This is a genomic window from Streptomyces aurantiaciflavus, from assembly GCF_049808595.1.
GTDB lineage: Bacteria > Actinomycetota > Actinomycetes > Streptomycetales > Streptomycetaceae > Streptomyces.
Genome location: NZ_JBNCAQ010000020.1, coordinates 58,907 through 83,184 on the forward strand (window position 1 = coordinate 58,907; position 24,278 = coordinate 83,184).

Sequence of the window (24,278 nt, forward strand, 5' to 3'; positions counted from 1 at the left end):
ACCGGTGGGTCCAGTGCTACCGTCCTCCGCAAATTTCTGGAGCACGTGCGCAACGATCGATCGCCCCCGACCCTGCGAGGTGCCGCCCGTGCCCGCGTTCGACCTGCCGCTGCCCGAGCTGGAACGCCACCGTCCCGACCCGGACGAGCCCGCCGACTTCGACGCGTTCTGGCGCGACACCCTGAAGGAGGCCGGCCGGCACGACTCACTGGTCTCGGTCCGCCCCGTCGACACCGGCCTGCGCCTGACGGAGACCTGGGACGTGACCTTCCGCGGCTTCGCGGGCGACCCGGTGCGGGCCTGGTTCAGCCTCCCTCATGCCCGACTTCGCGACCGCCCCCTGCCCGCAGTGGTCGAATTCGCCGGCTACGGCCGCGGCCGAGGCCTCCCCCACGAACGGCTGACCTGGGTGAACGCCGGTTACGCACACCTGCTGATGGACAACCGCGGCCAGGGCGACCAGTACGGCAACGGCGGCGCCACCCCCGACCCGCACGCCACCGCCCCCGGCGGCCCCGGCCCGGCCGTCCGCGGTCTCCTCTCCCCGCACGACTACCACTACCGCCGTCTGATCACGGACGCCGTGCGCGCGGTGACCGCGGTCCGCGCACTGCCGGGCGTGGACGCGGCACGGATCACCGCCGCCGGCAACAGCCAGGGCGGCGCCCTGGCCCTCGCCGTCGCGGGCCTGGTCCCCGACCTGGCCGCGGCCCTGATCACCGCCCCGCTGCTGTGCGGCATCCGCCGCGCCCTGGACCTCACCGACGCGGGCCCCTACGGCGAGATCGCCACCTACCTCTCCGTCCACCGCGGCACCGAACAGCCCGCGTACCGCACCCTCTCCTACGTCGAGGGCATCTCCTTCGCCCGCCGCGCCCAGGCCCCGGCCCACTTCGGCACCGGCTTACGGGACACGGTCTGCCCGCCCAGCGGGGCGTACGCGGCGTTCAACCGGTACGGGGAGCTGAGGGGCGGGGGCGCACGGAAGGAGATGCACGCGTATCCGTACAACGGGCACGAGGGGGGTGAGGGGGAACAGGTGCGGCGGCAGCTGGAGTGGCTGCGGGAGGTGCTGGAGGACTGACACCCACCGGACGGATGCCACGACCGGCGCGACACCGGTGAACGGTGCGTCAGCCGACTCGACAGCCGGCGTACGCGGCCGGTTTGCCGCCAGGCGGGCGTGACAGCATGCCACCATGCCTTTCCCGCACCCCGACGGCGACTACGCGATCACCGCGATGTACTCCGTCCCCGACGACGCCTGGTACCTGGAACTGGACCTCGTTGCCGGGCAACGGAACCTCGTGACCGCGATCGTCCCCGACGAGGACCCGGCACGGGAGCCGACGGTGTGTTTCAACCCGCATGGGCCACACGTGGACGTCCCGTACGAGGTGATGCGCTGGTTCATGGACCAGGTCGAGGAGGAGATCCGCACGTCCCGCGCCTGGATGCGGCTGCGGCCGGATCTTGTCGAGGTCATTCACGGATTGCGCCAGGAGTACCTGGGGGTCATCGATGACGACGACTTCGCGCGTGTCCTGGCGGAGGTCCGCGACGCAGTCCCCGAGGCAGACCTCCCCGCCGTTCTCGCGGCCGCCTTCGGGCGGAAGCCCGACGGCTCCGCCGTGGACCATCGGCAAGCGCCCCCGCCCTCGGACGGCCAGGAAGACGGAACCTAGCTGTTGTTCTTGCTTTCCAGCCATTCCACGTAGTTCTTGGACGCGCTGCTGCCCTGCCTGCCGGGTGAGATCTTCACGATCGCGTGGTCCTTCTCCGGGTTGCCGCTGAGATAGGCCTCGGTCAGGACGTAGGGCAGGCCGTCCACACGGAACCGAATGCTGCCGTCGGGATACGCGCTGACGCGGACCCTTCGCCCGTCGGGAAGGGTGACCGTGTCGGTGAAGTGCGCCTTCAGAGGCTGATCAGCCATACAGACCTCCAGGTCGTACAGGCTTGACGGAAAGCGGCCAGAGTATCGCGAGCCACCTGGCCGCCGGCTTGGGAGGCGTGCCGCCGGGCGGATCACCTCACCGCGGCAATGGCCCCCTCCCTCATTTCCAGCCGAGTCCCGGTGAACCGCGCCCGCATGCGGCGGTCGTGGGTGACCAGCACCAGGGCACCCGCGTAGTCGGCGAGGGCCGCCTCCAGTTCCTCGACGAGCGCGGGTGAGAGGTGGTTGGTGGGCTCGTCCAGCAGGAGCAGGTCCACGGGTTCGACGACCAGCCGCGCCAGTTCGATGCGCCGTCGCTGCCCGTACGACAACTCCCCCACCCGGCGCCGCAGTTCCTCCGGCTCGAACAGGCCGAACGACAGGAGCCGGTCGGCGTGCTCGTCCCGGTCGCCGGGGCGGCCGTGGGCGAAGGCCTCCAGTACGGTCAGTCCCGGTGACCAGGGCGTCTCCTCCTGCCGGAGGTGCCCCACCCGGCCGGAGACGCTCACCGTGCCCGCGTCCGGCCGCAGTTCACCGGCGAGGACCCGCAACAGGGTGCTCTTGCCGGCCCCGTTGGGGCCGGTGATCAGCAGCCTCTCCCCCGGGCCGACTCGCAGCTCCGGCACATGGAGCCGGCCGTCCACGACGAGGTCGTCCAGCCGCGCGGCCGGCACCCCGTCCGGTGTGCCCGCGGTGGCGATACGGGCCGTGAAGGTCAGCGGGTCCGGCGGCGGGGCCACCGGGTCCGCGGTGAGCCGCTCGACCCGTTCCTTGGCGTTGCGGATCCGGCTCATCGCACCGTGCGCCCGCCCCCGCATACGGAAGCCGCCGTGCCCGAAGCAGGCCTTCGCCATCTTGCGCGGGATCGCGTCCAGGCGCACGACGTTGGACTCGGCCAGCCGACGGCTGCGGTCGAGTTCGGCGCGCCACTCGTCGTACCGCTGCTGCCGTCGCCGGCGTTCGGCGGCCTTGGCGGCGAGGTAGCCGGCGTACCCGTTGCCGTGGCGGGTGACACGGCCTGCGTCGACCTCCAGGACCGTGGTGGTGAGGCGTTCCAGGAACACACGGTCGTGGGTGACCGCGACGACGGTGCCGCGGTGGGCCCGCAGGTGCTCCTCCAGCCAGTGGACGGCGCGGTCGTCCAGGTCGTTGGTCGGCTCGTCGAGCAGCAGCAGCTCCGGCCGGGAGGCCAGTGTCGCGGCCAGCGCCAGCCGTGAGCGTTCACCGCCGGAGAGAGTGCCCAGCCGGCGGTCCCGGGCCAGGCCCGGCAGCCCGAGGCCGTGCAGGGCCGCCTCGACGCGGGCGTCGGCGCCGTAGCCGTCGCGGGCCTCGTACTGTTCGGTCAGCCGCGCGTACGAGGTGAGCGCCGCCTCCAGCTCCGCGCCCTCGGGCACCTCGGCGAGCGCGGCCTCGGCCCGCCGCAGCTCCGCCTCGAGCGCTCGCAGCTCCGCCATCGCCAGGTCGACGGCGTCCTGGACGGTGGCCTCGGCGGGCAGGCCGAGCGTCTGGGCGAGATACCCGGTGCCGCCGGGCGCGGCCACGATCACCTCACCCGCGTCGGGCCGCTCCGCACCGGCGAGGAGACGGAGCAGCGTGGACTTCCCGGCCCCGTTGTCGCCGACCACGCCGGCCTTCTCGCCGGGGGCGAGGCTGAGGGAGATCTGTTCGAGAACGGTGCGGTCGTCGTAGCGCTTGGTGACGCCGTGCAGGGAGAGCTGGGAGGAGCGGGAGGAGGGTGACGCCGACGGTGGTGTGGACGGCGACAGCGGGAGTGAGGGGGAAGGTGAGAGCGACGGATGTGGCGCACGCATGCGCAAGCCCCTGTTCTCGGCACATGCCGATGGAACGGATTCGAGGAGGAATCGACGCCACGACGGCGGAGCTTCGGGCTCGGCGCATTCGACGCACGGACTCACTGGACGCAATCGCCGCAGTGCCCACCGCACGCGCTCCATGCCGGAGCCGCGCTCTACACGGTCGTGGAAGGGGCTGTCACAGAGTTCCCATGCGAGCAAACGTACGTGAGTGCCCGAGGGACGGGCCACGCGTTTTCGGTCGATCAAGGGGCTGGTCCCAGCCATCACGTCGGTCGTTCGGCGGCAGGCCAACTGGCTCGACCGTGCGGGCGACGGGGGACCCCGCGACCGTCCGGCTCGCGGACCCGGTGGGCACACGGCTCGCCGCCCACCGGGTCCGCCCAGAGCGGTCGCGGCTCAACCGACCCTGCAGGGAAGGCTCGTGGTGCTGTCACCGCCGGAACCGGAGACGACATACCCGAACGTCGTGCTCTGGCCCGGACTCAACGAGCCGTTCCAGTTGGCGTTGTGGACCATCACCGCCTGCCCGTTGTACGTGGCGTTGCCGCTCCACAGGCTCTCGACCTTCTGGCCGGCGGGCAGCGTCCAGTCGACCATCCAGCCGAGCATCGGGACGTCACCGGAGTTGGTGACGGTCACCTCGGACTGGTAGCCGCCGTTCCAGCTGTTGGTCGTCCTGCGGGTGGCCGTGCAGGTGCCGGGGACGGGCTCGTTCGGGTTGCCCGGCTCGTGGATGCCCGTCACCTCGCCGTTGCCGCCGTCGAAGACGACGTCGGAGCAGGAGTAGAAGGTCTCCTGGCTGTCGGAACGCTGCCAGACCATGTAGATGATGTGGCGCCCGGACTTGTTGGCGGGGAGCTTGCCGGTCCAGGAGTAGTTGGCCTCGACGGTGCCGGGGCTGCCGTGGAGCGGCGGGTGGTCGACGCTGAGGAAGGGCTGGTCCTCCATGTCGTTCCAGGTGAGGGTCCGGGTCGGGTCGAAGCCGTCCTTCGTGACGTAGACGTAGAACCAACCGGGGTGCGCCGCCCAGGCGTTGTAGGAGAAGTCGACCGTCGCGCCCGAGGTGAGGTGGGTGAGCGGCCAGTCGTTGCGCGGCGCGTTGAAGCCCGTGAAGTTGGTGTTCCCGCCGCTGCACAGCTGCCCGTCGGGCACGAAGCCCCGGGTGCGGCCGGCGCCGTCCGAGCGCAGTACCGAGAACCAGTTGTAGAACGGCGTGGTCCCGCTGACCTGCTGGGCGTTCTTGCAGGCCGGGTTGATGGGCTTGATCTCACCGGTGTCGGTCAGACCGTCCTGCCAGCACAGGAAGGTGCGGCTGCCGGGCTTCATGGGCGTGCCGTGGGCCTCGGCCTTCCCACCGGTCGTGACGATCAGGCCGACGGCGGGGACGGCGGCCAGGAGGGAGACGAGGACGAGGAAGAGGGCTCGGGTGCGTAACCCTGCCCTGGGCTTTGTCGTGATCATGACAGATCGCATGGCGGAGTCCGTCCTTTCCTGTACGGACCGTGCGGGCATGGGGTTGCGAGTGGTGCGGGGTACGAGCGATTGCGGGTGGTACGGAGAGGGGTGCCGGGTGGCATGGAGAGCGGTGCCTGGTGATACGAGGGGAGCACGCCGATGGCGCTGAGGTGGGGGGTGCAGGCGGTGGGCCGCACTGCGGGTGGCGCGACGGGGGGTGCGGGACGTGAAGCGGGAGCGGCCCCCGGGCGGGTTCCGGTCCACCTGAAGTGGGAGCGCTCCCACCCCACCTGAGGCGGAAGGTAGCGCCGCGGGGCGTACTTGTAAACGGCCGCGCACAGAACTGTTGTGAACGGGTGACGGGTGACTGGTGAGGGCCGGGTCGGGCGGGCACCTCCCTGGGCGGGCCCTCCCCGGGCGGGCACCTCGCTGGGCGGCCTCACTCGGTCTTCGGCCTCCGCGTACGGATACGGATAACCGGTGGCTGCCCAGTACGTGCCTCTGTACCTTGCCCCCATGACCGACAACCGAAGGGGCGATGCCGCGTAGGCGCCCATCCGCCCTGCGAGGCGAGCTCCCTGTCCGCGGCGCGAGGCGGCGACGTCACCCCTCCATCGACCGCCTGTCAGGATCCTGCACGGCCGACATACGCCGGCTCGAACGTGCCCGCTTCTGGCCGGAGGCCACGGCGGAGGCGTTCCTGCAGTGGAAGAACCTTGCCCACGGCCCGCTCAGGCTGATCGCGGACCCGGTGACGGCGCAGCGATGCGGCCTCCCCGAATGTTGCGACAGGGGCTACTTCCGCGATCACCTCGAAGCCGTACTGCACGCCCTGCCCAAGAAGAGCGCACGCGAGCTGCGCGCCCTTGTGTCGGCTCTGGACGACAGGATCCTGACGAGGGCGAAGGTCATCCAGGTCGACAACCTCGGCGTGCCATGGTGGCGTGACCAGTTGTAGGCCCATGGGCGGCCGTTTCCGGAGCCGGAGATCTGTGCTCTGCCCAGGAAGAGGCGACGGGAACTCCGCGGCATCATGCTGCCGCTCGACATCAAGATCCTCGAACGCCCCGACGCCATGCCGTACGGCGGCCCGCCCCACCGTTGGTGGCGGAGCTCCCTCCGACCGGTCCACGCGAGCTGCGCAAACCGGGGTGACAGGTCGGCCGGATGACTCGCGGCCTCGCCGGCCACCGGGACCGGTTTTGCGACGACTGTCTCTGAGCAGGCTGAGGAGGATGTGTCGGCTCGAACCCGGAAGCGAAGGTGTGCGACGTGTTCTCCCCGGGCCGGCGAGCGGAGCGCGTCGGTCGCCGTCGGCGACGCCACCGACTGCACGGCGCGTCCTCGGACACGTACCGGCCGGCGTGGCCGTGTCACCGCGAGCGCCGGATCCGGAGCGGCGTGACCGACCACCGGCTTCTTCACCTCGGTCTCACCGGACCCCGCTGATCGCCTTCTTCCTCGACCGGTCCCGCACCCCCTGGCCCGAGTTCGCCGACCATCGCCACCAGTAGCTCAAGGAGGAACCCGTGGCCGTCGTCCCCACGACCGAGATCGACATGTTCGCGACCTCGGACCAGCGCACTCGCTACGAGCAGTATCGGCACCTTCGCGAGCTGGGCGCCGTCGTCCGGCTGCGCGAACCGGACGTGTACGTGCTCACGCGGTACGACGAGGTGAAGGCCGCGCTGGCCGATCACGGCACCTTCGTCTCGGGCGAGGGCGTGGGATTCAACCCCGACGTCAACCAGATCATGCGGGGCGTCACCCTCGTCAGCGACCCGCCGGAGCACGGCGTGCTGCGCTCCGTCGTCGGGGCCGGACTGCGGCCCGGCGCCTTGCGCGATCGCCGTGAGGAGATCACGCAGAAGGCGCGGGACCTCGTCGCCGAGGTCGTCGCCAGGGGCGAGATCGACGGCGTCACCGAACTGGCGCAGGCGATGCCGATGTTGGTCATCCCCGATCTCCTCGGACTGCCCGCCCGCAACCGTGAGCACCTCTACGCCTGGGGGCAGGTGGGCAACGACCTGCTGGGTCCGGTCACGGAACGCACTCCGCACAACATGGAGATGACGCGGCGCCTGTTCGAGTTCGCCGGCGAGCTCGCGGCGAACAGGGAACTGGCGCCCGGAAGCCCCGGAGCCGCCATGCTCGAAGCAGCCGATCAGGGTGTCATCCCCAAGGAGAAGTGCCCGCTCCTCCTCGTCGACTTCATCGGCCCGTCGCTGGAGACCACGGCCGCGGCGATAGGCCATCTGCTCGTCGTCTTCGCCCGGCGCCCGGACCAGTGGGCCGCGCTGCGCGCCGAACCCGGGCTCGTGGCCTCGACGATCAACGAGCTCCTCAGATTCGAGACTCCCGTGCGGGGCCTCACCCGTATCGCCGCGCGCGACACGGAGCTCGCAGGGGTGGCGATCCCGCAGGGCGCCCGGGTGTGGGCCCTCTTCGCCTCCGCGAACCGTGACGAGCGCAAGTGGGAGCGCGCGGACGAGTTCGACTTCCGCCGCAACCCGGTCGACCACCTCGGGTTCGGGCACGGCCCGCACAACTGCGTCGGTCAGGGCGTCGCCCGCCTGGAGTTGCACGCCCTGATCCACGCGCTTCTCGAGTCCGTCGAGCGCGTCGAGTTCACCGGCGACCCGGTGATCGCGCAGAACACGATCCTGAACACGTACGCCGAGGTCCCCGTCCGACTCGTCGCGTAGCGGCCGACTCGAACGGCGAGCTCCGGTCCGCCGGCGTGGTGGCCCCGGGTGAGGGTCCGTTGATCCGGGATCGCGGACGATTCCCGCACCCGGGGCCGGTCGACGGGGCGTCAGTCGCGGACCAGGCGGATCATGTTCCAGGACATGGGCTCCAGTTCGGCGCGCAGGACGCCGTCGGTGACGGTGGTGCCGGTCGCGGGGTGCGGGGTGACGCGGTCCTGGTCGTCCAGGGTGTTGCGCGCGTCGGGGTCGGCGTCGGCCAGGACCAGGTGCTCGGCCACGGTGTGGGCCCCGACCCCGCGCAGGTCGATCTCCAGCGGAAGCGCGGTGCTCTGCCCGCGGTTCACGGCGAAGACGGTGACGGCGCCGGTCTCGTCGTCGGTCACGGCGGTGGCGTGCAGCAGCGGCACCTCACCGAACTTGGCGGTGGTGTACGTGGGGCTGTCCACCTCGACGCGCAGCACCCGGCCGCGCCCGTACGCCGACGCCTGGGCGAACGGGAAGAAGGTGGTCTGCCGCCAGGCGGGGCCGCCCGGCTCGGTCATGATCGGCGCGATGACGTTGACGAGCTGGGCCAGTGAGGCGGCGGTGACCCGGTCGGCGTGCCGCAGCAGCGCGATGAGCAGCGAGCCGAAGACGACGGCGTCGGTGACGGTGTAGACGTCCTCCAGGAGGCGCGGCGCCTGCTGCCAGTCCTCCACCTGGTGCGGGTTGGGACGCTCCTGGTACCAGACGTTCCACTCGTCGAAGGAGAGGTTGATGCGCTTGCTCTTCTTCAGCCGGGCCCGGACGTGGTCGCAGGTGGCGACGACCGACTCGATGAAGTGCTCCATGTCGACGGCGGACGCGAGGAAGGAGTCCCGGTCTCCGTCGGCGTCCTCGTAGTAGTAGGCGTGCAGGGAGACGTGGTCCACCAGGTCGTAGGCGGCCTCAAGGACGGTGGCCTCCCACGCGGCGAAGGTCTCCATGCTGGAGGCCGAGCTGCCGCAGGCCACCAGTTCCAGATCGGGCTGGATCATCTTCATGGCACGGGCCGTCTCGGCGGCGAGCCGCCCGTACTCCTCGGCCGTCTTGTGGCCGATCTGCCAGGGGCCGTCCATCTCGTTGCCCAGGCACCACATCGTGATGCCGTACGGCTCCTTGCCGCCGTGGGCGATGCGCCGGTCGGACAGTTCGGTGCCGCCCGGGTGGTTGCAGTACTCCAGCAGCCGTACGGCGTCCTCCACCCCGCGGGTGCCGAGGTTGACGGCCATCATCGGCTCCATGCCGGTCTTGGCGCAGAAGTCCATGAACTCGCCGAGGCCGAACTCGTTGGTCTCGGTGGACTTCCAGGCCAGGTCCAGCCGGGTGGGCCGCTCCTCGCGCGGGCCCACGGTGTCCTCCCAGCGGTAACCGGAGACGAAGTTGCCGCCCGGGTAGCGCACGGTGGTGACGCCCAGTTCCCGGACCAGTTCCAGGACGTCCCGGCGCAGGCCGTCGGCGTCGGCCTGTGCGTGGCCGGGCTCGTAGAGGCCCGTGTAGACGCAGCGGCCCAGGTGCTCGACGAACGATCCGTACAGCCGCGGGTGGACGTCACCTATGCCGAAGGCCGAGTCGAGGGTGAACCGTGCGGCGGGCGGGGTGCTGGGGTCGGACATGACTGCCTTTCGAGAAATTCAGGAACCACAAGGGGGGCGAGCGACAAGGAGGTTGAGGCGGTGCGGTCAGAGGGTGAGGGCGCAGACGACTGACGGCGCGGAGAGCGCCGGTCCGGACTGTGCGAGGGATCCGTCGTCCAGGACGCGCAGCGCGGCGAGCGTCCCGCTGTGCTGGTTGGCGACCAGCAGGTGTCCGGCCGCGTAGGTCAGGCCGCGGGGCCAGGCGCCGCCGCCGGGCGTCTCGCCGATCGGTTCGAGGGTGGTGCCGGTGATCCGGAACGCGGCCACGGTGTCGGCGCCGCGGTTGGTCAGCCAGACGAAGCGCCCGCAGGGTGAGACGACGATGCCGCCGGGCTGGTTGACGACGTCGCCGGCCTCGGTGGCGGGCACGGTGGCGAGGGACGTCAGGGTGCCCGTGGCGGGGTCGTAGCGGTGGCAGGTGAGGGTCGAGGACAGTTCGTCGGCGCTGAACACCAGCTCGCCGCCGGGAGCGAAGGCGAGGTGGCGGGGGCCGGAGCCGGCCCGCAGCGCGTTCACCGCCGTCCGTTCGAGGGTGCCGGTGCGGGTGTCGAGCCGGTAGGTGAAGACCGCGTCGGCGCCCAGGTCGGTGGCGAGGACGTGACGGCCCGCCGGGTCGACGAGCACCTGATGGGCGTGGCTGCCCTCCTGCCGTCCGGCGACCGGGCCCGACCCTTCGTGGACGGCGACGTCGGTCAGCTCCACGGGGCGTCCGTCGGCGTCGAGGCGGAGCACGCCGACGCTGCCGGGCGTGGTGTCGCTGCCGTAGTTCGCGGTCAGCAGCCAGCCTCCGTCCGGGTGGACGGTGAGGTGGCACGGGTTGGCGCCGCCGCTGTCGGCCGGGGCGCCCAGCGGGGTCAGCAGGCCGTCGTGGTGCCGGGCGACGGCGCTGACGGTTCCGGGGTCGGTCTCGTTGGTGCTGTAGACGACGTCGAGGGAGGGGTGCGATGCCAGGAAGGAGGCTCCGCTGACGGAGAGGGCCGGCACCTCGCTGTCGTACGACAGTTCGCCGGACGACGGGTCGAGCCGCAGGGCGGCGAGCCCGGTGCCCTCGCCGCCGGTGTCGGGGGTGTAGGAGCCGGTGAGGACGTGAACTGCTGTGGTGGAAGCGGGCGTTGGCATGGGAGTTCCCACAGTTCCTTCAGGGGGACGAGGACGCGAACGGGGGTGAGGACGCGATGAGGGACGGTTCGTGGCGTGTCGGGCAGGCGCATGCGCCTGCCCGGTGCCGGCGGGGCCGGTCGGGTTCAGCGGACGACGTCGTCGTGGTGGTCGAGCAGCTCCAGCTCGGAACGCCTCGGCAGACCCTCCCAGTCCCCCGTGGTGCCGACCGCGAAGGCGCCCAGCACGGCCGCGGTCCTCAGCCGCTGTTCCGGGGGTTCTCCCGCGAGCAGTTCCGCCAGGTACCCGGCGACGAACGCGTCCCCCGCGCCGACGGAGTCGTGCACCGTGACGGGCACGGCGGGCTGCCGGTACTCCTGGCCGTCGATGAGGGCGTACGCGCCCTCGGAGCCCAGTTTGATCACGGCTCCGGCGGGCCCGAGGCCGCAGATGCCCTTGGCGAGCTCCTCCGGTTCCTCGGAGTCCGGCACCGCGAGGCGGGCCTCGTGCGGTCCCGCGAAGACCAGGTCGCTCCGGCGCAGCAGGGGCAGCAGCGTGCGCCTGGCCTCCGTCTCGCTCCACAGCAGGGAGCGGTAGTTGATGTCCAGGGAGACCGGTACTCCGGCCTCCACGGCGAGGTCCACCGCGCGGGTGACGGCCTGGGACGGTCCTTCGCCCAGCGCCGGGGTGATCCCGGTGATGTGCAGGACCGCCGCGCCCGCGACGAGGTCCTCGGGGATGTCGTCGGCGGACAGCCGGGAGCCCGCCGTGTGGGTGCGGTAGTAGCGGGTGCGGCTGTGCGTGGCGGTGCGGCGTTCCCGCAGCAGCAGCGAGGTGGGAGCGGGATCCCGTACGGCGACCGTGGTGACGCCTTCCGCCCGCAGCTCGCGCAGGATGAGGTCGCCGAGCTCGTCCTCGCTGACCCGCCCGATCCAGGTGGCGGATCCGCCGAGCCGGCTGACCCCCACGGCGACGTTCGACTCCGCTCCGGCGAGCCCCAGTCGCAGGCCCGCGCCCAGGGCGAGCGGGCCGGCGTCCGGCGCGGCCAGGACCGCCAGGGTCTCTCCGACGGTGACCAGGTAGCGGTCACGGGAAGGGCTGTTCACCGGCCCACCTCCTGAGCGGGGGGCGTGACCACGAGGGCGTTCAGCAGGGTGCGGGCCCTCGCGGTGAGGGCGTCCAGGTTCTCCGGCGCGGGGTCGCGGTCCGCTCCGCGCAGCAGCGGGGAGCCGATGCCCACGGCGTGGGCGCCCGCGTCGAGGTAGTCGCGCGCCTCGTCGACGCCGACTCCGCCGACGGCGACGAGGGGCACGTCGGGCAGCGGGGCCCGAAGCTGTCGCAGATGGGACGGGCCGCCGCTGCTCGCCGGGAAGAGCTTGACGGCGGCGGCGCCCGCGCGCCAGGCGGTGGACACCTCGGTGGGCGTCCAGGCGCCCGGGTAGCAGGGGATGCCGCGGTCGGCGGCGTCGCGGATCACGTCGGTGTCCACGACGGGGGCCACCAGGAACTCGGCCCCGGCCGCGAGCGCGTCTCGGGCGTCCCCGCTGGTGATCACCGTGCCGGCGCCGACCGCCACCTCGGGCCCGAGCCGGTCCCGGATGGCGGCCAGCGCCTCGAGCGCCCCCGAGGTGGTGAGGGTGACCTCCAGGCAGGTGATGCCGCCGTCCGCGAGGGCCTGTGCCACGGCGGGCAGTCCCGTCGCGTCGGCCGACCGCAGGATGGCCATGACCCGGGTCCGGGCCAGCTGCCGGGTGAGCTCGGGACGCTCCGTCATGACCGCACCGTCGCTGGGGAGTCGGCGGTGTCCGGGCTGTGGGTCATGAGAAGTTCCTTTGCGAGAAGAGGCGTTACCAAACGGAGAGAGGCGATAACCGGCGGATCATTTGAGTCCGGAGGTGGCGATGCCGGACACGAAGCCGCGCTGCATGATCAGGAAGAGCGCGAGCACGGGGACCACGTACATCACTGTGCCCGCGGCCACGAGGTTGAAGAGCCAGCCGCCGTGCTGGTTGACGTAACCGGTGGCGAGTTTGACCGCGAGGGTGGTGTGGTCGTCGTCCAGCAGCAGGGCGGGCGCGACCCAGTCGCCCCAGGTCCAGCTGAAGGACAGGATCAGGCTGGTGGCGATGACCGGCCAGGACTGGGGCAGGAAGATCCGCCAGAAGATGCGGATCTGCCCGCAGCCGTCGACGATCGCGGCCTCTTCCAGCTCCTTGGGCATGTTGGTGAAGAACTGCCGGAACAGGAAGATCAGGTACGGGGCGCCGCACAGTCCCCACAGCACCCACGGCACATAGGTGTTGACCAGGCCGGCCCGGGCGAACAGCAGGTAGGTCGGGATGAGCGTGATGACCTGAGGCAGCATCATGGTCGACATCATCACGCCGAAGATCACGCGCTTGCCCGGCGCGTCCAGCCGGGCCAGACCGTACCCGGCCCAGGCCGAGGCCAGCGTGACCAGCACCGCGTACGTGCCGGCGACCATCAGCGAGTTGCGGGCGTAGCCGATGTAGTCGAAGAAGGTCAGAGCCCCCTGGAAGTTGTCCAGGGTCGGGTGGTGCGGCCACCAGTGGACGGGGAGGGCCCGTATTTCGGAGGGCGCCTTGAGCGCGGTGATCGCGAGCCAGCCGAAGGGGCCGAGGAAGAGGACGAGGACTCCCACGAGGAGCATGTAGACGACATGGCGTCTGGCGAACACCATCACTTGCCTCCGATCGTGCGGGGCTTGCTCTTCGCCGACTCCGGCTCCACGGAGTAGAAGACGACGCCCTTGCTGAGCCTGAAGACGAGGAAGGTGACGACCATGATGATCGCGAAGAGCACCCACAGCAGGGCTGAGGCGTACCCGTAGCGTCCGTTGGCGAAGTACTGGGCGAACACGTTGATCATGTACAGGTAGTTGTTCTCGGGGACGGCCGAGACACCCTTGGGGGTGGGGTCGAGCGAGATGAGCAGCGGGGCGAAGGTCTGCAGTGCGGCGATGATCCCGGTGACCACCTGGAAGAACAGCACCGGGGAGAGCAGTGGCAGAGTGATCCGGGTGAAGGACTGCCAGGGGCCGGCGCCGTCCACCCGCGCCGCCTCGTGCAGCTCCTTGGGTATGTCCTGGAGCCCCGCCAGCGAGATGATCATGACGTTGCCCACGCCCCACATCGTCAGCGTGATCAGCACCCAGCGGGCGTACGGGTCCGCCAGCCAGGTCACCCCGTTGATGTCGAGGGCGTCCAGCAGACCGTTGGCCGCTCCCGAGTCCCGATCGAAGATCAGCTTGAAGGTGAGGGCCGCACCGACCGGCGGTACCACTGCAGGCAGGTACAGCAGGGTGCGGAACAGGCCGCGGGCCCGTATCGGCTGGTTGACCAGCACCGCGAGCAGCAGTCCCGCCACGATCGTCAGCGGCACGGTGATGGCGGTGAACACGCCGGTGCGGGCCAGGCTCTGCATGGTCTCCGGGTCGGTGAAGACCTCCCGGTAGTTGTCCAGCCCCACGAAGCGGGAGTTCGGGGAGAGCCCGTCGGAGTTGGTGAGGCTCAGCCAGAACGCGTACCCGAGCGGGAAGGCCGTCAGGGCCAGGAAGCCCAGCGTCCAGGGGCCGAGGAACGCGTAGAAGGCCCAGGCTCTGCGTGTCCGCAGTGAGCGGCCGCGGGACCGCGGCGCGCCCGGACGGGCGGCCGTCGCCCCGGTGGGGGACGGCGCACCCGGGCCGGCGGCCGGTCCGAGAAGCTGACCGGTGCTCACCCCACCAGCTCCTTGCCGTTGGCGAGCTGGTCGTTCATACGGGTGTTGAGCTCGTCGGCGACCTTTCCGACGGAGGTGCCGGACTTGACGGCGTCCGGAAGGACCTTGCTGATCACCGCGTCCAGGGCGTCCACCTGGGCGTAGGGGGTGAAGGGCAGCACCGAGAAGTACTGCGTCTCGCGCTGCTGCACCTCGAACGCCTGCTTCTGGAACGCCGTGCCCTGCGGCATCCGCGAGCGCAGCGACGTCAGGGAGGGGATGCCCCAGCCACTGGCCGCCCGGTCCTGCGCGGGCTTGCCGCCGAAGTACCACTCGAAGAGCTTCCAGGCCGTGTCCTTGTTCTTGGCGTCCTTGGGGATCCAGAAACCGGTGGCGCCGAAGCAGGAGCTGACGCGGTGGCCGCCCAGTTGCGGTGCGGGCGCGAACCGTGAGACCTGGGCCAGCTTGGCGTCGCCGCCGATCAGCCCGCCGAACCAGTAGCCGTTGCAGCTGATCGCCATCCGGTTGGCCTGGTAGGTGGGCCCGTCCCAGCCGTCCGGGTTCGGGTTGACGACGTTCGGGCCGATGTCGGCCTTCGCGTACTCCAGGTACCAGCCCAGCGCCTTGAGGGCCTCGGGCGAGGAGAAGTCCACCTTGGCCAGGTCGTCGCTGAACAGGCTCCCGCCCGCCGACGCGGTCATGCCCGTGAGCTGGGCGAAGACACCCATGCCCGTGGCGTTCAGCCCGTAGACCTTCACCTTGCCGAGTCGGCGCTTGACCAGCTGCTTGCCGAGGTCCAGCAACGCGTCGTAGGACAGCGGCTCGGTGTCACTGGGGAGGTCCAGCTTCGCGGCCTCGAACATGTCGGTGCGGTACCAGAGCATCGAGTCCTGCGAGTAGTCCTTGGCCATGCCGTACCGGGGACCCGCGCCCTGCTTCTTGCCGTCGTAGCGCCAGACGTCGTTGACCGGGTCGAGGTCGGAGGCCTTGAGCACGCTGCTCTTGGCGAAGTACGGGTCCAGGTCGGTCATCAGCCCGCGCGCGGCGAAGTACGGCGTCTGCGTCGCGCCGAAGCCGCGCACCACGTCCGGCGGGTTCTTGCTGGCCAGCATGGCGTTGAGCTTGGCGATGTCGTAGGTGATGACGCTGAGCTTCACATCCAGCAGCTGCTCGATGGTCTGCTTGGTCTTCTTGTCCCACTCGTCTGCCACCGTCATCACGGTGAAGGTCTTCTTGCCGCTTCCGGAAGAGCTGGAGTTGTTGACGGAGGTGGCGCAGCCGGACAGCGCGGCCGCGCCGAGCGCGGCACCGGAGAAGCTGAGGAAACGGCGTCTGTCGAGGGATCCTGTGGTCGGGACGGACATGCTCGTGAGCCTTTCGTGCGGAGACGTGAGCGCGTGCGGGCGCATGCGGCGTTACGGGGAGGCGAAGCGACGAGGCGGGGCGGGGCCGGGTGGGTGGGGAGGAGCAGCCGGGTTGGGGAGGAGCACCGGACCCGTCCGGCCGTGGGGCGAGGTGTTCCGAGCAGGCGCGCGCACCCCTGCCGTGAACGGGTGCGGGCAGTGGCACCGCCCGACCGCGACGGCGACGGTGGTCGCGTCCGCGGTGAGCCGCTCGGGGCGCCCGAAGGCACACCTCACCCATGGCCATATCTGGCCGACTTGTTGCTGTGGAAGCGGTGACCGGTTTCTTGGGCTCTGCCCAGATGTATCGGTTATTTCCGTCTGGGGAAACCGGTTGACTGAAACTTCGGCGAACGTTAGGTTGCGGCGCCAGAAGGTGTCAAGAGGTTGGAACGCGCCACCGCCGGACGCACCGAGCGGCCCCTGGCGCACAGCGGAGAGGGGGAGTCACGTGCCCGAACAGCCCGTGAGGGCAAGGCTGGTGGACGTGGCGGAGAGGGCCGGAGTCTCCAAGGCGACCGTGTCCAAGGTGCTCAACGGCCGTCAGGACCTCTCCGTCCGGCCGGAGACCCGGCAGCGCGTCCAGGAGGCCGCCGCGGCCCTCGGCTACCGGCCGCACTCCGGCGCCCGGGCCCTGGCCGGCGCCAGCACGCACGCCCTGGCCCTGCTCGTCCCCGCCCTCGGCAACCCCACGTACGTCACCATCGCCCGCGGCGCCTACCAGCGCGCCCGCGAGCTGGGCTATCTCTCGCTGCTGGCGGAGGACTTCGACGGGCAGGAGGCCGACGAGTCCTTCAACGACCTGGTCCAGGAGGGCCGGGTCGACGGACTGCTCATCGCCTCGGCGCGCCCCGGTCACCCCCTGCTGGACGCGCTGAACCGCAGCCCGGTCCCCCATGTCTTCCTCAACCGCTCGGTGGAGGGCTCGGGCCGCAACGTCACCATGGACGTGGCCCGTTCCAGCGTCACCGCGCTCGACCACCTCCACGCCCTCGGCCACCGCGCGGTCGGCCACATCGCGGGCCCGCCCGGCATCACCCCCAGTGAGGTCCGCAAGGAGGCGTTCCTGCGGCACGCCGAGGAACTCGGGCTGTCCGCCGCACCGGTCGCGTCCGGGGACTTCACCGAGGACGGCGGGGTGGCCGCGGCACTGGAACTGCTGCGCCCGGCCGACGGCAGTACGCGTCCGCCGGTCACCGCGCTCTACACCAGCTCCCTCGCCCAGGCCATAGGCGCCATGACGGCGGTCCGGGACCTCGGCCTGCGCATCCCCGAGGACGTCTCCGTGGTCGGCAACGACGACCTGCCCGTCGCCGGCCACCTCTCCCCACCCCTGACCACCGTGGCGATGCCCCTGTACGAGCTGGGCACCGCGGCCGTGGACGCCCTGGTGGCCGCCATCGAGGGGGCGCCCGCGGGAGACGTCGTCGTACCCACCGAACCGCGCCTGATGCTGCGCGCTTCCACGGCAAGACCGGGAGAGTCACCATGAGCCGCACCGGCCTCGCCCGCTTCACGGGCCGTACCGCCCTGCTCACCGCGGCCGCCTCCGGCATCGGCGAGGCCACCGCCCACCGCCTCGCCGCGGAGGGCGCGCGGGTCCTCGTCACCGACGTGGACGCTGAGGGCGCCCACCGGGTGGCCGAGGAGATCCGCGCCGCGGGAGGGCAGGCCCGGCACCGCGGGCTCGACGTCACCTCGGTCGACGCGTGGGCCGATGCCGTCGAGGCCGTGACGTCCTGGACCGGGCGCCTCGACGTGCTGCACCTCAACGCCGGCATGAACCGGCCCGGGGCGGCGCACGAACTGGACGACGCGGCGTGGCACGACCAGCTGCGGCTCTGCCTCGACTCGGTGTTCTACGGCGTCCGGGCCACGGTGCCCCTCCTCGGGGCGGCCAGGGGCGCGGTGGTGATCACCTCGTCCATCCACGCGGCCGTCGGCTTCAAGGGCTTCCCCGCGTACGCGGCGGCCAAGGGCGGCATCGGCGCCCTGGTACGCCAGCTCGCCGTCGAGTACGGCGGCGAGATCAGGTTCAACTCCGTCCTCCCCGGGGCCGTGGTCACGGCCCTGTGGGCGCACACCCCCGCTGAGTACAAGGCCCTGACCGCCGCCCGCACACCGGTCGGCCGGCTCGGCACCCCCGAGGACATCGCGGCCGCCGTGGCCTTCTTCGCCTCCGACGACGCCTCGTTCATCACCGGTCAGAACCTGCTCGTGGACGGCGGCCGCAGCATCAGCTCCCAGGAGTAGGACGAGACCGCCACGGGCCGCCACACGAACGCGCCCGCGGCACCCGTCCGGCGACCGCCCCTCGTCCCGTACCCCCGCACCACCGGCACCGCCACCCGCACCACCCCTCACCCGTGCCCCCGCACCACCCGTCCCCGCAGCCCACGGCCCTCGGGCCGTGCACCAGGACCCGGAGGTCCGCACCATGAAGATCACTGGATACGAACTCTTCCTCGTCGAACCGCGCTGGCTCTTCCTGCGCGTCGACACCGACGAGGGCATCTCCGGCTGGGGAGAGCCCATCGTCGAGGGCAAGGCCCACACCGTCGCCCGTTGCGTCGAGGAGATGTTCGACTACCTCGTGGGGCAGGACCCGGCCCGTATCGAGGAGCACTGGCAGATGCTCGCCAAGGGCGGCTTCTACCGCGGGGGCGTCGTGCTCAACAGCGCCCTGGCCGGCATCGACCAGGCCCTGTGGGACATCGCGGGCAAGACCCACGGGGTGCCCGTGTACCAGCTGCTCGGCGGCCATGTGCGGGAACGGGTACGCGTCTACGGCTGGGTCGGCGGCGAGACCCTCGACGAGCTCGCCGAGTCGGCGGCCGCGCAGGTCGCCAAGGGCATGACCGCGGTCAAGCTCAACCCCTGCGGACAGCTGGAGCCGCTCGCCACGGCCGGCGCGATCAACGCCATCGTGGACAGCGTGACCACGGTCCGCGAGGCCATCGGCCCCGACCGCGACTTCGCGCTGGACTTCCACGGCCGTTTCAGCGGCGCGATGTCCCGGCGCGTCCTGCCGCTGCTGGAGCCGCTGCTGCCGATGTTCGTGGAGGAACCGGTGCTGCCCGAGTTCACCCAGGACCTCGGCGCCGTCGTACGCTCCACCTCGATCCCCATCGCCACCGGTGAACGGCTCTTCTCCCGCTGGGACTTCCGCTCCGTGCTGTCGGACGGCATCGCCGTGGCGCAGCCGGACATCAGCCACGCCGGCGGCATCTCCGAGAGCCGGCGGATCGCCTCGATGGCGGAGGCGTACGACGTCCTGGTGGCGCCGCACTGCCCGCTCGGCCCGATCGCGCTGGCCGCCAGCCTGCAACTCGACTTCGCCATCCCCAACTTCCTCATCCAGGAGCAGGCGCTCGGCATCGGCTACGGCGACAGCAGCGGGCTGCTGGACTACCTCGTGGACCCCGAGACCTTCGCGTTCCGCGACGGCTACATCGAGCGGCCGACCGCACCGGGTCTCGGCATCACCATCGACGAGGACGCGGTCCGTGCCGCCGCCGAACGCGGTCACCGCTGGCGCAACCCCGTGTGGCGCAACGCCGACGGCTCCCTGGCCTCCTGGTAGCACGACCCGCCGGCACCCTGGTGGTGAAGCGCTACCGGGGCCTGCCGTGGCGCCACCGTGCGGGACACCTCATCCGGGCGGTCGCTGGCCCACCACCGGGCCACCGACCGCCCCAACTGCTCGACGGCCGGCGGTCGCCGGCGGAAAGAAGTTCGTCATGGCCTCGCTGCTCCCCGCCCCGGCGCCCCTGTACGAGGATCCTGTCCACGCGGGCCCGACCGATCCCGTCGTCCTGCACGACGGCCGGCAGTGGTGGATGTTCTACACACAGCGCCGCGCCGACGTGACGGCGCCCGGCGTCGCCTGGGTGCACGGCACCGCGATCGGTGTGGCCACCAGCGCCGACGGCCGCGACTGGCTCTACCGCGGGGTGCTGGACAGCCTCCCCTTCGAGCCCGGAACGAACACTTTCTGGGCTCCGGAGATCGTGCGTGCGCCGGACGGGCTGTTCCACATGTACGTCAGCTACATCAGAGGGGTGCCGGACCGCTGGGAGGGCCACGACCGGCGGATCGTCCACTACACCAGCGGCGATCTGTGGCACTGGGTCCACGTCGGAGCGGTGCCGCTCAGCTCCCGCCGGGTCATCGACGCCTGCGTCCACCCGCTGCCGGACGGCTCCGGGTGGCGCATGTGGTACAAGGACGAGGCCCACGGCTCGCACACCTGGGCCGCGGACTCGGCCGATCTGTACGACTGGCGGGTGCGGGGCCCGGTGCTGGAGCACCGGCCGCACGAGGGGCCCAACGTCTTCGCGCTGGGCGGCCGGTACTGGATGATCGTGGACTGCTGGGACGGCCAGGACGTGTTCCGCTCCACCGACCTCGACGAGTGGGTGCCGGCGGGCCGCGTCCTCGACGGGTCCGGAACCCGCGAGGACGACCAGGGCGTCGGACACCACGCCGACGTCGTCGCGGGGCCCGACGCGGCCTGGGTCTTCTACTTCACCCACCCCCAGCGGGACACGGCCCCCGCGGACGGCCACGGCCCGGGACCGCGCCGCTCCGTGATCCAGCTGGCGCGGCTCACCGCCGACGGCGACCGGTTGCTGCTCGACCGCGACACCGTGGCGTTCCACACCCTGCCCCGGCCCTGATCCGCGCCCCCGCCGACTGGTCGGTGGAACACCGCGACGCCATCGCGCGGGCACGCCGGGAAGGGGGCGCCGGACATCCCGGCTGCGCGATCCGCCGGCTCCCCCCTCGCTCACCCGAACAGTCCAACAACGCAGCGTGAACCCCTTGTCCCCACTGGGCCGTCCCCCATTCGGAGTTGCGTCCGCACGGGGGTCGTGAGTCGGTAGGAATCGTGTCCTGCCGGATCTCACCTTCAGGAGGAGATATGGGCACCAAGCAGAACGGCCGTTCGGCCGAGAAGCTGTGCGTCGTCTTCACGGTCCGTGTGGTCGAGGGCGGCGAGCAGGGATTCCTGGATCTGTACGACCAGATACGGAAGTCCGTCGCCCGCACCCCCGGTCACATCGTCGAGCGGCTGGGCGAACCCGTGGACGACTCCCGTCAGTGGGTGATCACCAGCGAGTGGGAGACGCCGGAGCACTTCTTCGCCTGGCAGCAGAGCGAGGAGCACCGCGCGATGGTGGCCCCGCTGCGCCAGTGGGTCGACTCCACGCAGTCGCTGCGGTTCCGGGTCGTCAAGGAGACCGCGGGGGTGGCGTCATGACGCGTACCGCCAACGGCCCCGTCGCCGTACTCGGCCTGGGCATGATGGGCACCGGCCTGGCCACCCGCCTCCTCGACCGGGGGATGCAGGTCCGGGTGTGGAACCGTAGCGCCGAGCGGGCCCAACCGCTCGCCGAGAGGGGCGCCTTCACGGCGGCCCACCCCTGCGACGCCGTCGAGGGGACGACGGCCGCCGTGTGCACCGTCTCCGACGGCGAGGCCCTCGGCGCCGTGCTGCGCGGCCCGGACGGCGTGCTGGCCAGGGGCCCGTACCCCGGTGTCCTGCTCTGCGCCAGCACCGTCGCCCCCGAAGAGGTCGTGCAGATCGCCGGGGACATCCCGTCGGTCCTGGACGTCGGCATGCTCGGCAACCGCGACCACGCCCGCGACGGCGAACTGCGGCTGTTCGTCGGCGGGGAGAAGCGGGTGTTCGAGGCCGCCCGGCCGCTGCTGGAGACGCTGGGCAAGGAGGTCGTCCATCTGGGCGCACTCGGGTCCGGCATGCGGATGAAGCTGCTCCTCAACCTGCTGATGGGTGTGGAGGTGCAGGCCATGGCCGAGGCCACCGAGCTGGCGACCGCCTCCGGACTCGACCGGAAGCAGGTCCTGAAGACCATCGCGAGCAGCGGCTTCGCCTCGCCGGTCATGGCGTTCAAGTCGAGACGGCTGGCCTCCGGCCGCTTCGACGAGCCGGACTTCAAGCTGCGGCTGATGGCCAAAGACCTCATGCTCGCTTCCAAGCAGGCGGCGACAGCCGGCCTGAACCTGCCGCTGACGGCCGCCGCGGCCGAGACCCACGTCCGCGCCACCGAGCAAGGACTGGGTGACGAGGACTGCGCCGCGGTCGTCCGCGCACTCACACCCAACCCGGGAAGCGACACATGATCATCGACATCCACGGGCACCTGTCCCCACCGGAGGCGGCCGAACGCTTCCCCATGCCCCCGAGCCTGACCGACGTCGACGGCATGCTCGCCGCTCGCGCCGAGGCCGGGATCGACCTCACCATCATCGGCAGCCCCGTCGGCGCCGGCGCGATGGCGCGGGTCCCGGGCGTCGACAACTACGCGCAACCACGCGACCGGCTGCGCGGTTTCCACGCCTGGATGTCCGGCCTGATCGCCAAGTTCCCGGACCAGTTGCGCGGCTACGTGTACGCCAACCCGTTCGGTGACGACGATCACCTGGAAGGGGTGCGGGAGACGCTGGCGGATCCCGCCTTCGTCGGTCTGATCACCACGTCCAGCGTGCACGGGGAGCTGCTCGGCTCCCCGCGTGCCGACTCCTTCTTCGCGCTGGCCGCGGAGGCGGGAGTACCGGTCCTGGTGCACGCCCCGGCCGAACCGGTCGGCACGGAACGGGTCGACGAGATCGGCTTCGTCGAGCAGATCGGCCGGTTCGGCGACCTCACCATCGGCATGGCCATGATCGCGTTCGCGGGATGGCTGGAGAAGTACCCCGGTCTGCGGCTGATCGGCGCGACCGGCGGCGGCGCGATGGCGCTGCTGCCGGAGCGCCTGCAGACGGCGGCGGGGCCCCCCCCCCCCGCGCGGGGGGGGCCCCCCCCCCCCCCCGCCCGCGGCCGACCCGGTCGCCGCGCTCCGGCGCATGTACGTCGACACGAGCCCGTTCAGCCAGGCGCACCTGAGCCTCAACGCCGAGGTGCTGGGGCCCGAACGGATGCTTTTCGGCACCGACTCGCCGCCGATGGCGGCGCCGCTGGAGGACTTCGTCCGCATGATCGAGAAGCTGCCGGTCGACAAGGCGGCCCAGCAGCGCATCCTCGGCGGCAACGCAGAGGACCTCTTCGACCTGAGGAGTCGTCCGTGACCACCACGCAAGACGCGGTCACCGCGGCCGAGCGGTGCACCCCGGAGTACCGGCGCGACCCGCACGCGGTCTACGCCCAGCTCCGGGAAGCGGCGCCGGTCTGCCCCATGAGACCGCCGCACGGCAACGAGACGTACCTGATCACCCGGTACGAGGACGCGCGGGCCGCCCTGTCGGACCCGCGGCTGAGCAAGGACATGTACGGGGCCATGGACGCCTACCGGAGCATCTTCGGTGACTCGTCCGTGGCGCTGGACGACAACATGCTCAACTCGGACCCGCCCAAGCACACCCGGCTGCGCAAGCTGGTGAACTCCGCGTTCACCCCGCGGCGCGTGGAGGCTCTGCGGCCGCAGGTCCAGGACATCGTCAGGACGCTGGTCGACGAGTGCCCGACCCGGGAGCCCTTCGATCTGCTGCCCGCGTTCGCGTTCCCGCTGCCGATCATCGTGATCTGCGAACTGCTCGGTGTGCCGCCGCAGGAGCGGTCGCGGATGCAGCACCTGTCCACCACGGTGGCGCAGACCGGTTTCAGCGCGGAGTCCAAGCGGGCCCAGCAGCAGGCCGAGGAGGATCTGCACGCGTACTTCACGGATCTCATCGCGGCCAAGCGCGACCGCCCGGGCGACGATCTGATGAGCGCGCTCACCTCGGTGCGGGACAACGACGGCGGGCTCACCGAGCACGAGCTGGTCTCCACGGCGTTCCTGCTGATGTTCGCGGGCCACAAGACGACCGCGTACGCCATCGGCAACGCCGTCCATCACCTCCTGACGCATCCCGCGCAGCTGCGCGCCGTACGGGAGAACCCGGAGCTGGTGGGTCCCGCGGTCGAGGAGGTGCTGCGCTACGACGGCTCCGTGGAGAGCTCGACGTTCCGCTACGCGACCGAGGACGTGGAGTACGCGGGGACGCGCATCCCGAAGGGCGCCCTGGTCCAGATCGCGCTCAGTTCGGCCAACCGCGATCCGCTGAAGTTCGACGACCCGGACACGTTCGACGTGCAGCGGGGCAGCGCCCAGAACGCCCATCTCGGGTTCGGGCACGGCCCCCACTACTGCCTGGGAGCCCCGCTGGCCCGCCTGGAGATGGAGTTGGCCCTCACCGGCCTGCTCGGCCGGTTCCCGAGGATGACCCTCGCCGGCCCGGCGGGCGGGCCACGGTGGATGGAGGTTCCCTTCCCGGCCTTCCGCGGCCTCGCGGAACTGCCGGTCGTGCTCGACCCCGCCGGATGACCGACGGCGGGACGGGCTGAGGGGCGCGGAAGCCGTACGGCGGCTTCCGCGCCCCCGCGCGTCTGCGCACGCCTGCGCACGGCCGCGCACGGCGAAGGGCCCCCCCCCCCGCCCCCGGGGTGGGGCCCCCCCAAGGCCCGCCGGGCCCCCGACCACACCCCG

Annotated in this window: 21 protein-coding genes and 2 pseudogenes; 13 read left to right on the plus strand and 10 right to left on the minus strand. The window is 71.4% G+C overall.

The annotated features are described in order from the left end of the window. The first annotated feature begins 88 nt into the window (after nt 1-88). Nucleotides 89-1,084, plus strand: a complete 996-nt coding sequence (locus tag ACPT94_RS23850) for an acetylxylan esterase (RefSeq protein ID WP_360337909.1) — start codon at nt 89-91, stop codon at nt 1,082-1,084. A 115-nt stretch (nt 1,085-1,199) separates the two neighbouring features. Continuing rightward, on the plus strand, nt 1,200-1,685 hold the full coding sequence (locus tag ACPT94_RS23855; protein ID WP_360337912.1) for a hypothetical protein: 486 nt from the start codon (nt 1,200-1,202) through the stop codon (nt 1,683-1,685). Here the strand turns inward: ACPT94_RS23855 and ACPT94_RS23860 are convergent. From ACPT94_RS23860 to ACPT94_RS23870, 3 genes are all read right to left on the minus strand, one after another. Then, nucleotides 1,682-1,936 (minus strand): hypothetical protein, encoded by a 255-nt coding sequence (locus ACPT94_RS23860; RefSeq protein ID WP_425246779.1) that lies wholly within the window; start codon nt 1,934-1,936, stop codon nt 1,682-1,684. The two genes, ACPT94_RS23855 and ACPT94_RS23860, sit on opposite strands and share 4 nt — an antisense overlap. A gap of 92 nt (nt 1,937-2,028) precedes the next feature. Next, complete coding sequence (locus ACPT94_RS23865; RefSeq protein ID WP_360337918.1) at nt 2,029-3,747, minus strand: TlrC/CarA/OleB/SrmB family ABC-F type ribosomal protection protein; 1,719 nt, start codon at nt 3,745-3,747, stop codon at nt 2,029-2,031. A 402-nt stretch (nt 3,748-4,149) separates the two neighbouring features. Continuing rightward, on the minus strand, nt 4,150-5,226 hold the full coding sequence (locus ACPT94_RS23870; protein ID WP_425246780.1) for a lytic polysaccharide monooxygenase auxiliary activity family 9 protein: 1,077 nt from the start codon (nt 5,224-5,226) through the stop codon (nt 4,150-4,152). Between the two features lie 520 nt (nt 5,227-5,746). Here ACPT94_RS23870 and ACPT94_RS23875 point away from each other — a divergent pair. Continuing rightward, nucleotides 5,747-6,166: a hypothetical protein gene (locus ACPT94_RS23875; RefSeq protein WP_360337924.1), complete on the plus strand. Its 420-nt coding sequence runs from the start codon at nt 5,747-5,749 to the stop codon at nt 6,164-6,166. 571 nt (nt 6,167-6,737) lie between these two features. After that, nucleotides 6,738-7,913: a cytochrome P450 gene (locus ACPT94_RS23880; RefSeq protein ID WP_425246781.1), complete on the plus strand. Its 1,176-nt coding sequence runs from the start codon at nt 6,738-6,740 to the stop codon at nt 7,911-7,913. Nucleotides 7,914-8,023: 110 nt separating this feature from the next. Here ACPT94_RS23880 and arfA read toward each other — a convergent pair whose 3' ends face one another. From arfA to ACPT94_RS23915, 7 genes are all read right to left on the minus strand, one after another. Next, a complete protein-coding gene (gene arfA, locus ACPT94_RS23885) occupies nt 8,024-9,550 on the minus strand; it encodes an arabinosylfuranosidase ArfA (protein ID WP_425246782.1) in 1,527 nt (508 codons plus the stop codon). Between the two features lie 66 nt (nt 9,551-9,616). Continuing rightward, nucleotides 9,617-10,690, minus strand: coding sequence for a lactonase family protein (locus ACPT94_RS23890; protein WP_425246783.1), 1,074 nt, complete (start codon nt 10,688-10,690; stop codon nt 9,617-9,619). 125 nt (nt 10,691-10,815) lie between these two features. Beyond that, a complete protein-coding gene (locus ACPT94_RS23895) occupies nt 10,816-11,775 on the minus strand; it encodes a sugar kinase (RefSeq protein WP_425246784.1) in 960 nt (319 codons plus the stop codon). Next, nucleotides 11,772-12,443, minus strand: coding sequence for a bifunctional 4-hydroxy-2-oxoglutarate aldolase/2-dehydro-3-deoxy-phosphogluconate aldolase (locus tag ACPT94_RS23900; protein ID WP_425246785.1), 672 nt, complete (start codon nt 12,441-12,443; stop codon nt 11,772-11,774). The genes ACPT94_RS23895 and ACPT94_RS23900 overlap by 4 nt, the downstream gene beginning before the upstream one ends. A 105-nt stretch (nt 12,444-12,548) precedes the next feature. Beyond that, nucleotides 12,549-13,370 (minus strand): carbohydrate ABC transporter permease, encoded by an 822-nt coding sequence (locus ACPT94_RS23905; protein ID WP_360337942.1) that lies wholly within the window; start codon nt 13,368-13,370, stop codon nt 12,549-12,551. Beyond that, nucleotides 13,370-14,407 (minus strand): carbohydrate ABC transporter permease, encoded by a 1,038-nt coding sequence (locus ACPT94_RS23910; protein ID WP_360337945.1) that lies wholly within the window; start codon nt 14,405-14,407, stop codon nt 13,370-13,372. Before ACPT94_RS23910 ends, ACPT94_RS23905 begins: the two co-directional genes overlap by 1 nt. Then, the gene (locus tag ACPT94_RS23915; protein ID WP_425246786.1) at nt 14,404-15,750 is read right to left on the minus strand and encodes an extracellular solute-binding protein; all 1,347 of its coding nucleotides are present in this window, start codon (nt 15,748-15,750) and stop codon (nt 14,404-14,406) included. The genes ACPT94_RS23910 and ACPT94_RS23915 overlap by 4 nt, the downstream gene beginning before the upstream one ends. A 490-nt stretch (nt 15,751-16,240) precedes the next feature. Here ACPT94_RS23915 and ACPT94_RS23920 point away from each other — a divergent pair, with 490 nt between their 5' ends. The 9 genes and pseudogenes from ACPT94_RS23920 (at nt 16,241) to ACPT94_RS23960 (ending at nt 24,116) form a co-directional block, all read left to right on the plus strand. Then, the gene (locus ACPT94_RS23920; protein WP_360337951.1) at nt 16,241-17,281 is read left to right on the plus strand and encodes a LacI family DNA-binding transcriptional regulator; all 1,041 of its coding nucleotides are present in this window, start codon (nt 16,241-16,243) and stop codon (nt 17,279-17,281) included. Beyond that, nucleotides 17,278-18,042 (plus strand): SDR family NAD(P)-dependent oxidoreductase, encoded by a 765-nt coding sequence (locus tag ACPT94_RS23925; RefSeq protein WP_425246787.1) that lies wholly within the window; start codon nt 17,278-17,280, stop codon nt 18,040-18,042. The genes ACPT94_RS23920 and ACPT94_RS23925 overlap by 4 nt, the downstream gene beginning before the upstream one ends. 184 nt (nt 18,043-18,226) lie before the next feature. Continuing rightward, nucleotides 18,227-19,372, plus strand: coding sequence for a galactonate dehydratase (gene dgoD / locus ACPT94_RS23930; protein WP_360337957.1), 1,146 nt, complete (start codon nt 18,227-18,229; stop codon nt 19,370-19,372). A 157-nt stretch (nt 19,373-19,529) separates the two neighbouring features. Next, nucleotides 19,530-20,468, plus strand: coding sequence for a glycoside hydrolase family protein (locus tag ACPT94_RS23935; protein ID WP_425246788.1), 939 nt, complete (start codon nt 19,530-19,532; stop codon nt 20,466-20,468). Nucleotides 20,469-20,713: 245 nt separating this feature from the next. Beyond that, on the plus strand, nt 20,714-21,052 hold the full coding sequence (locus ACPT94_RS23940; RefSeq protein ID WP_360337963.1) for an antibiotic biosynthesis monooxygenase family protein: 339 nt from the start codon (nt 20,714-20,716) through the stop codon (nt 21,050-21,052). Next, nucleotides 21,049-21,936: an NAD(P)-dependent oxidoreductase gene (locus ACPT94_RS23945; RefSeq protein WP_360337966.1), complete on the plus strand. Its 888-nt coding sequence runs from the start codon at nt 21,049-21,051 to the stop codon at nt 21,934-21,936. The genes ACPT94_RS23940 and ACPT94_RS23945 overlap by 4 nt, the downstream gene beginning before the upstream one ends. Before the next feature lie 53 nt (nt 21,937-21,989). Further along, nucleotides 21,990-22,466: pseudogene (locus ACPT94_RS23950) on the plus strand (amidohydrolase family protein); the annotation flags it as partial. Nucleotides 22,467-22,650: 184 nt separating this feature from the next. Further along, nucleotides 22,651-22,881, plus strand: a pseudogene (locus ACPT94_RS23955) (amidohydrolase family protein); the annotation flags it as partial. Beyond that, a complete protein-coding gene (locus ACPT94_RS23960) occupies nt 22,878-24,116 on the plus strand; it encodes a cytochrome P450 family protein (RefSeq protein ID WP_360337972.1) in 1,239 nt (412 codons plus the stop codon). The pseudogene ACPT94_RS23955 and the gene ACPT94_RS23960, both read left to right, overlap by 4 nt. The last annotated feature ends 162 nt before the right edge of the window (nt 24,117-24,278 follow it).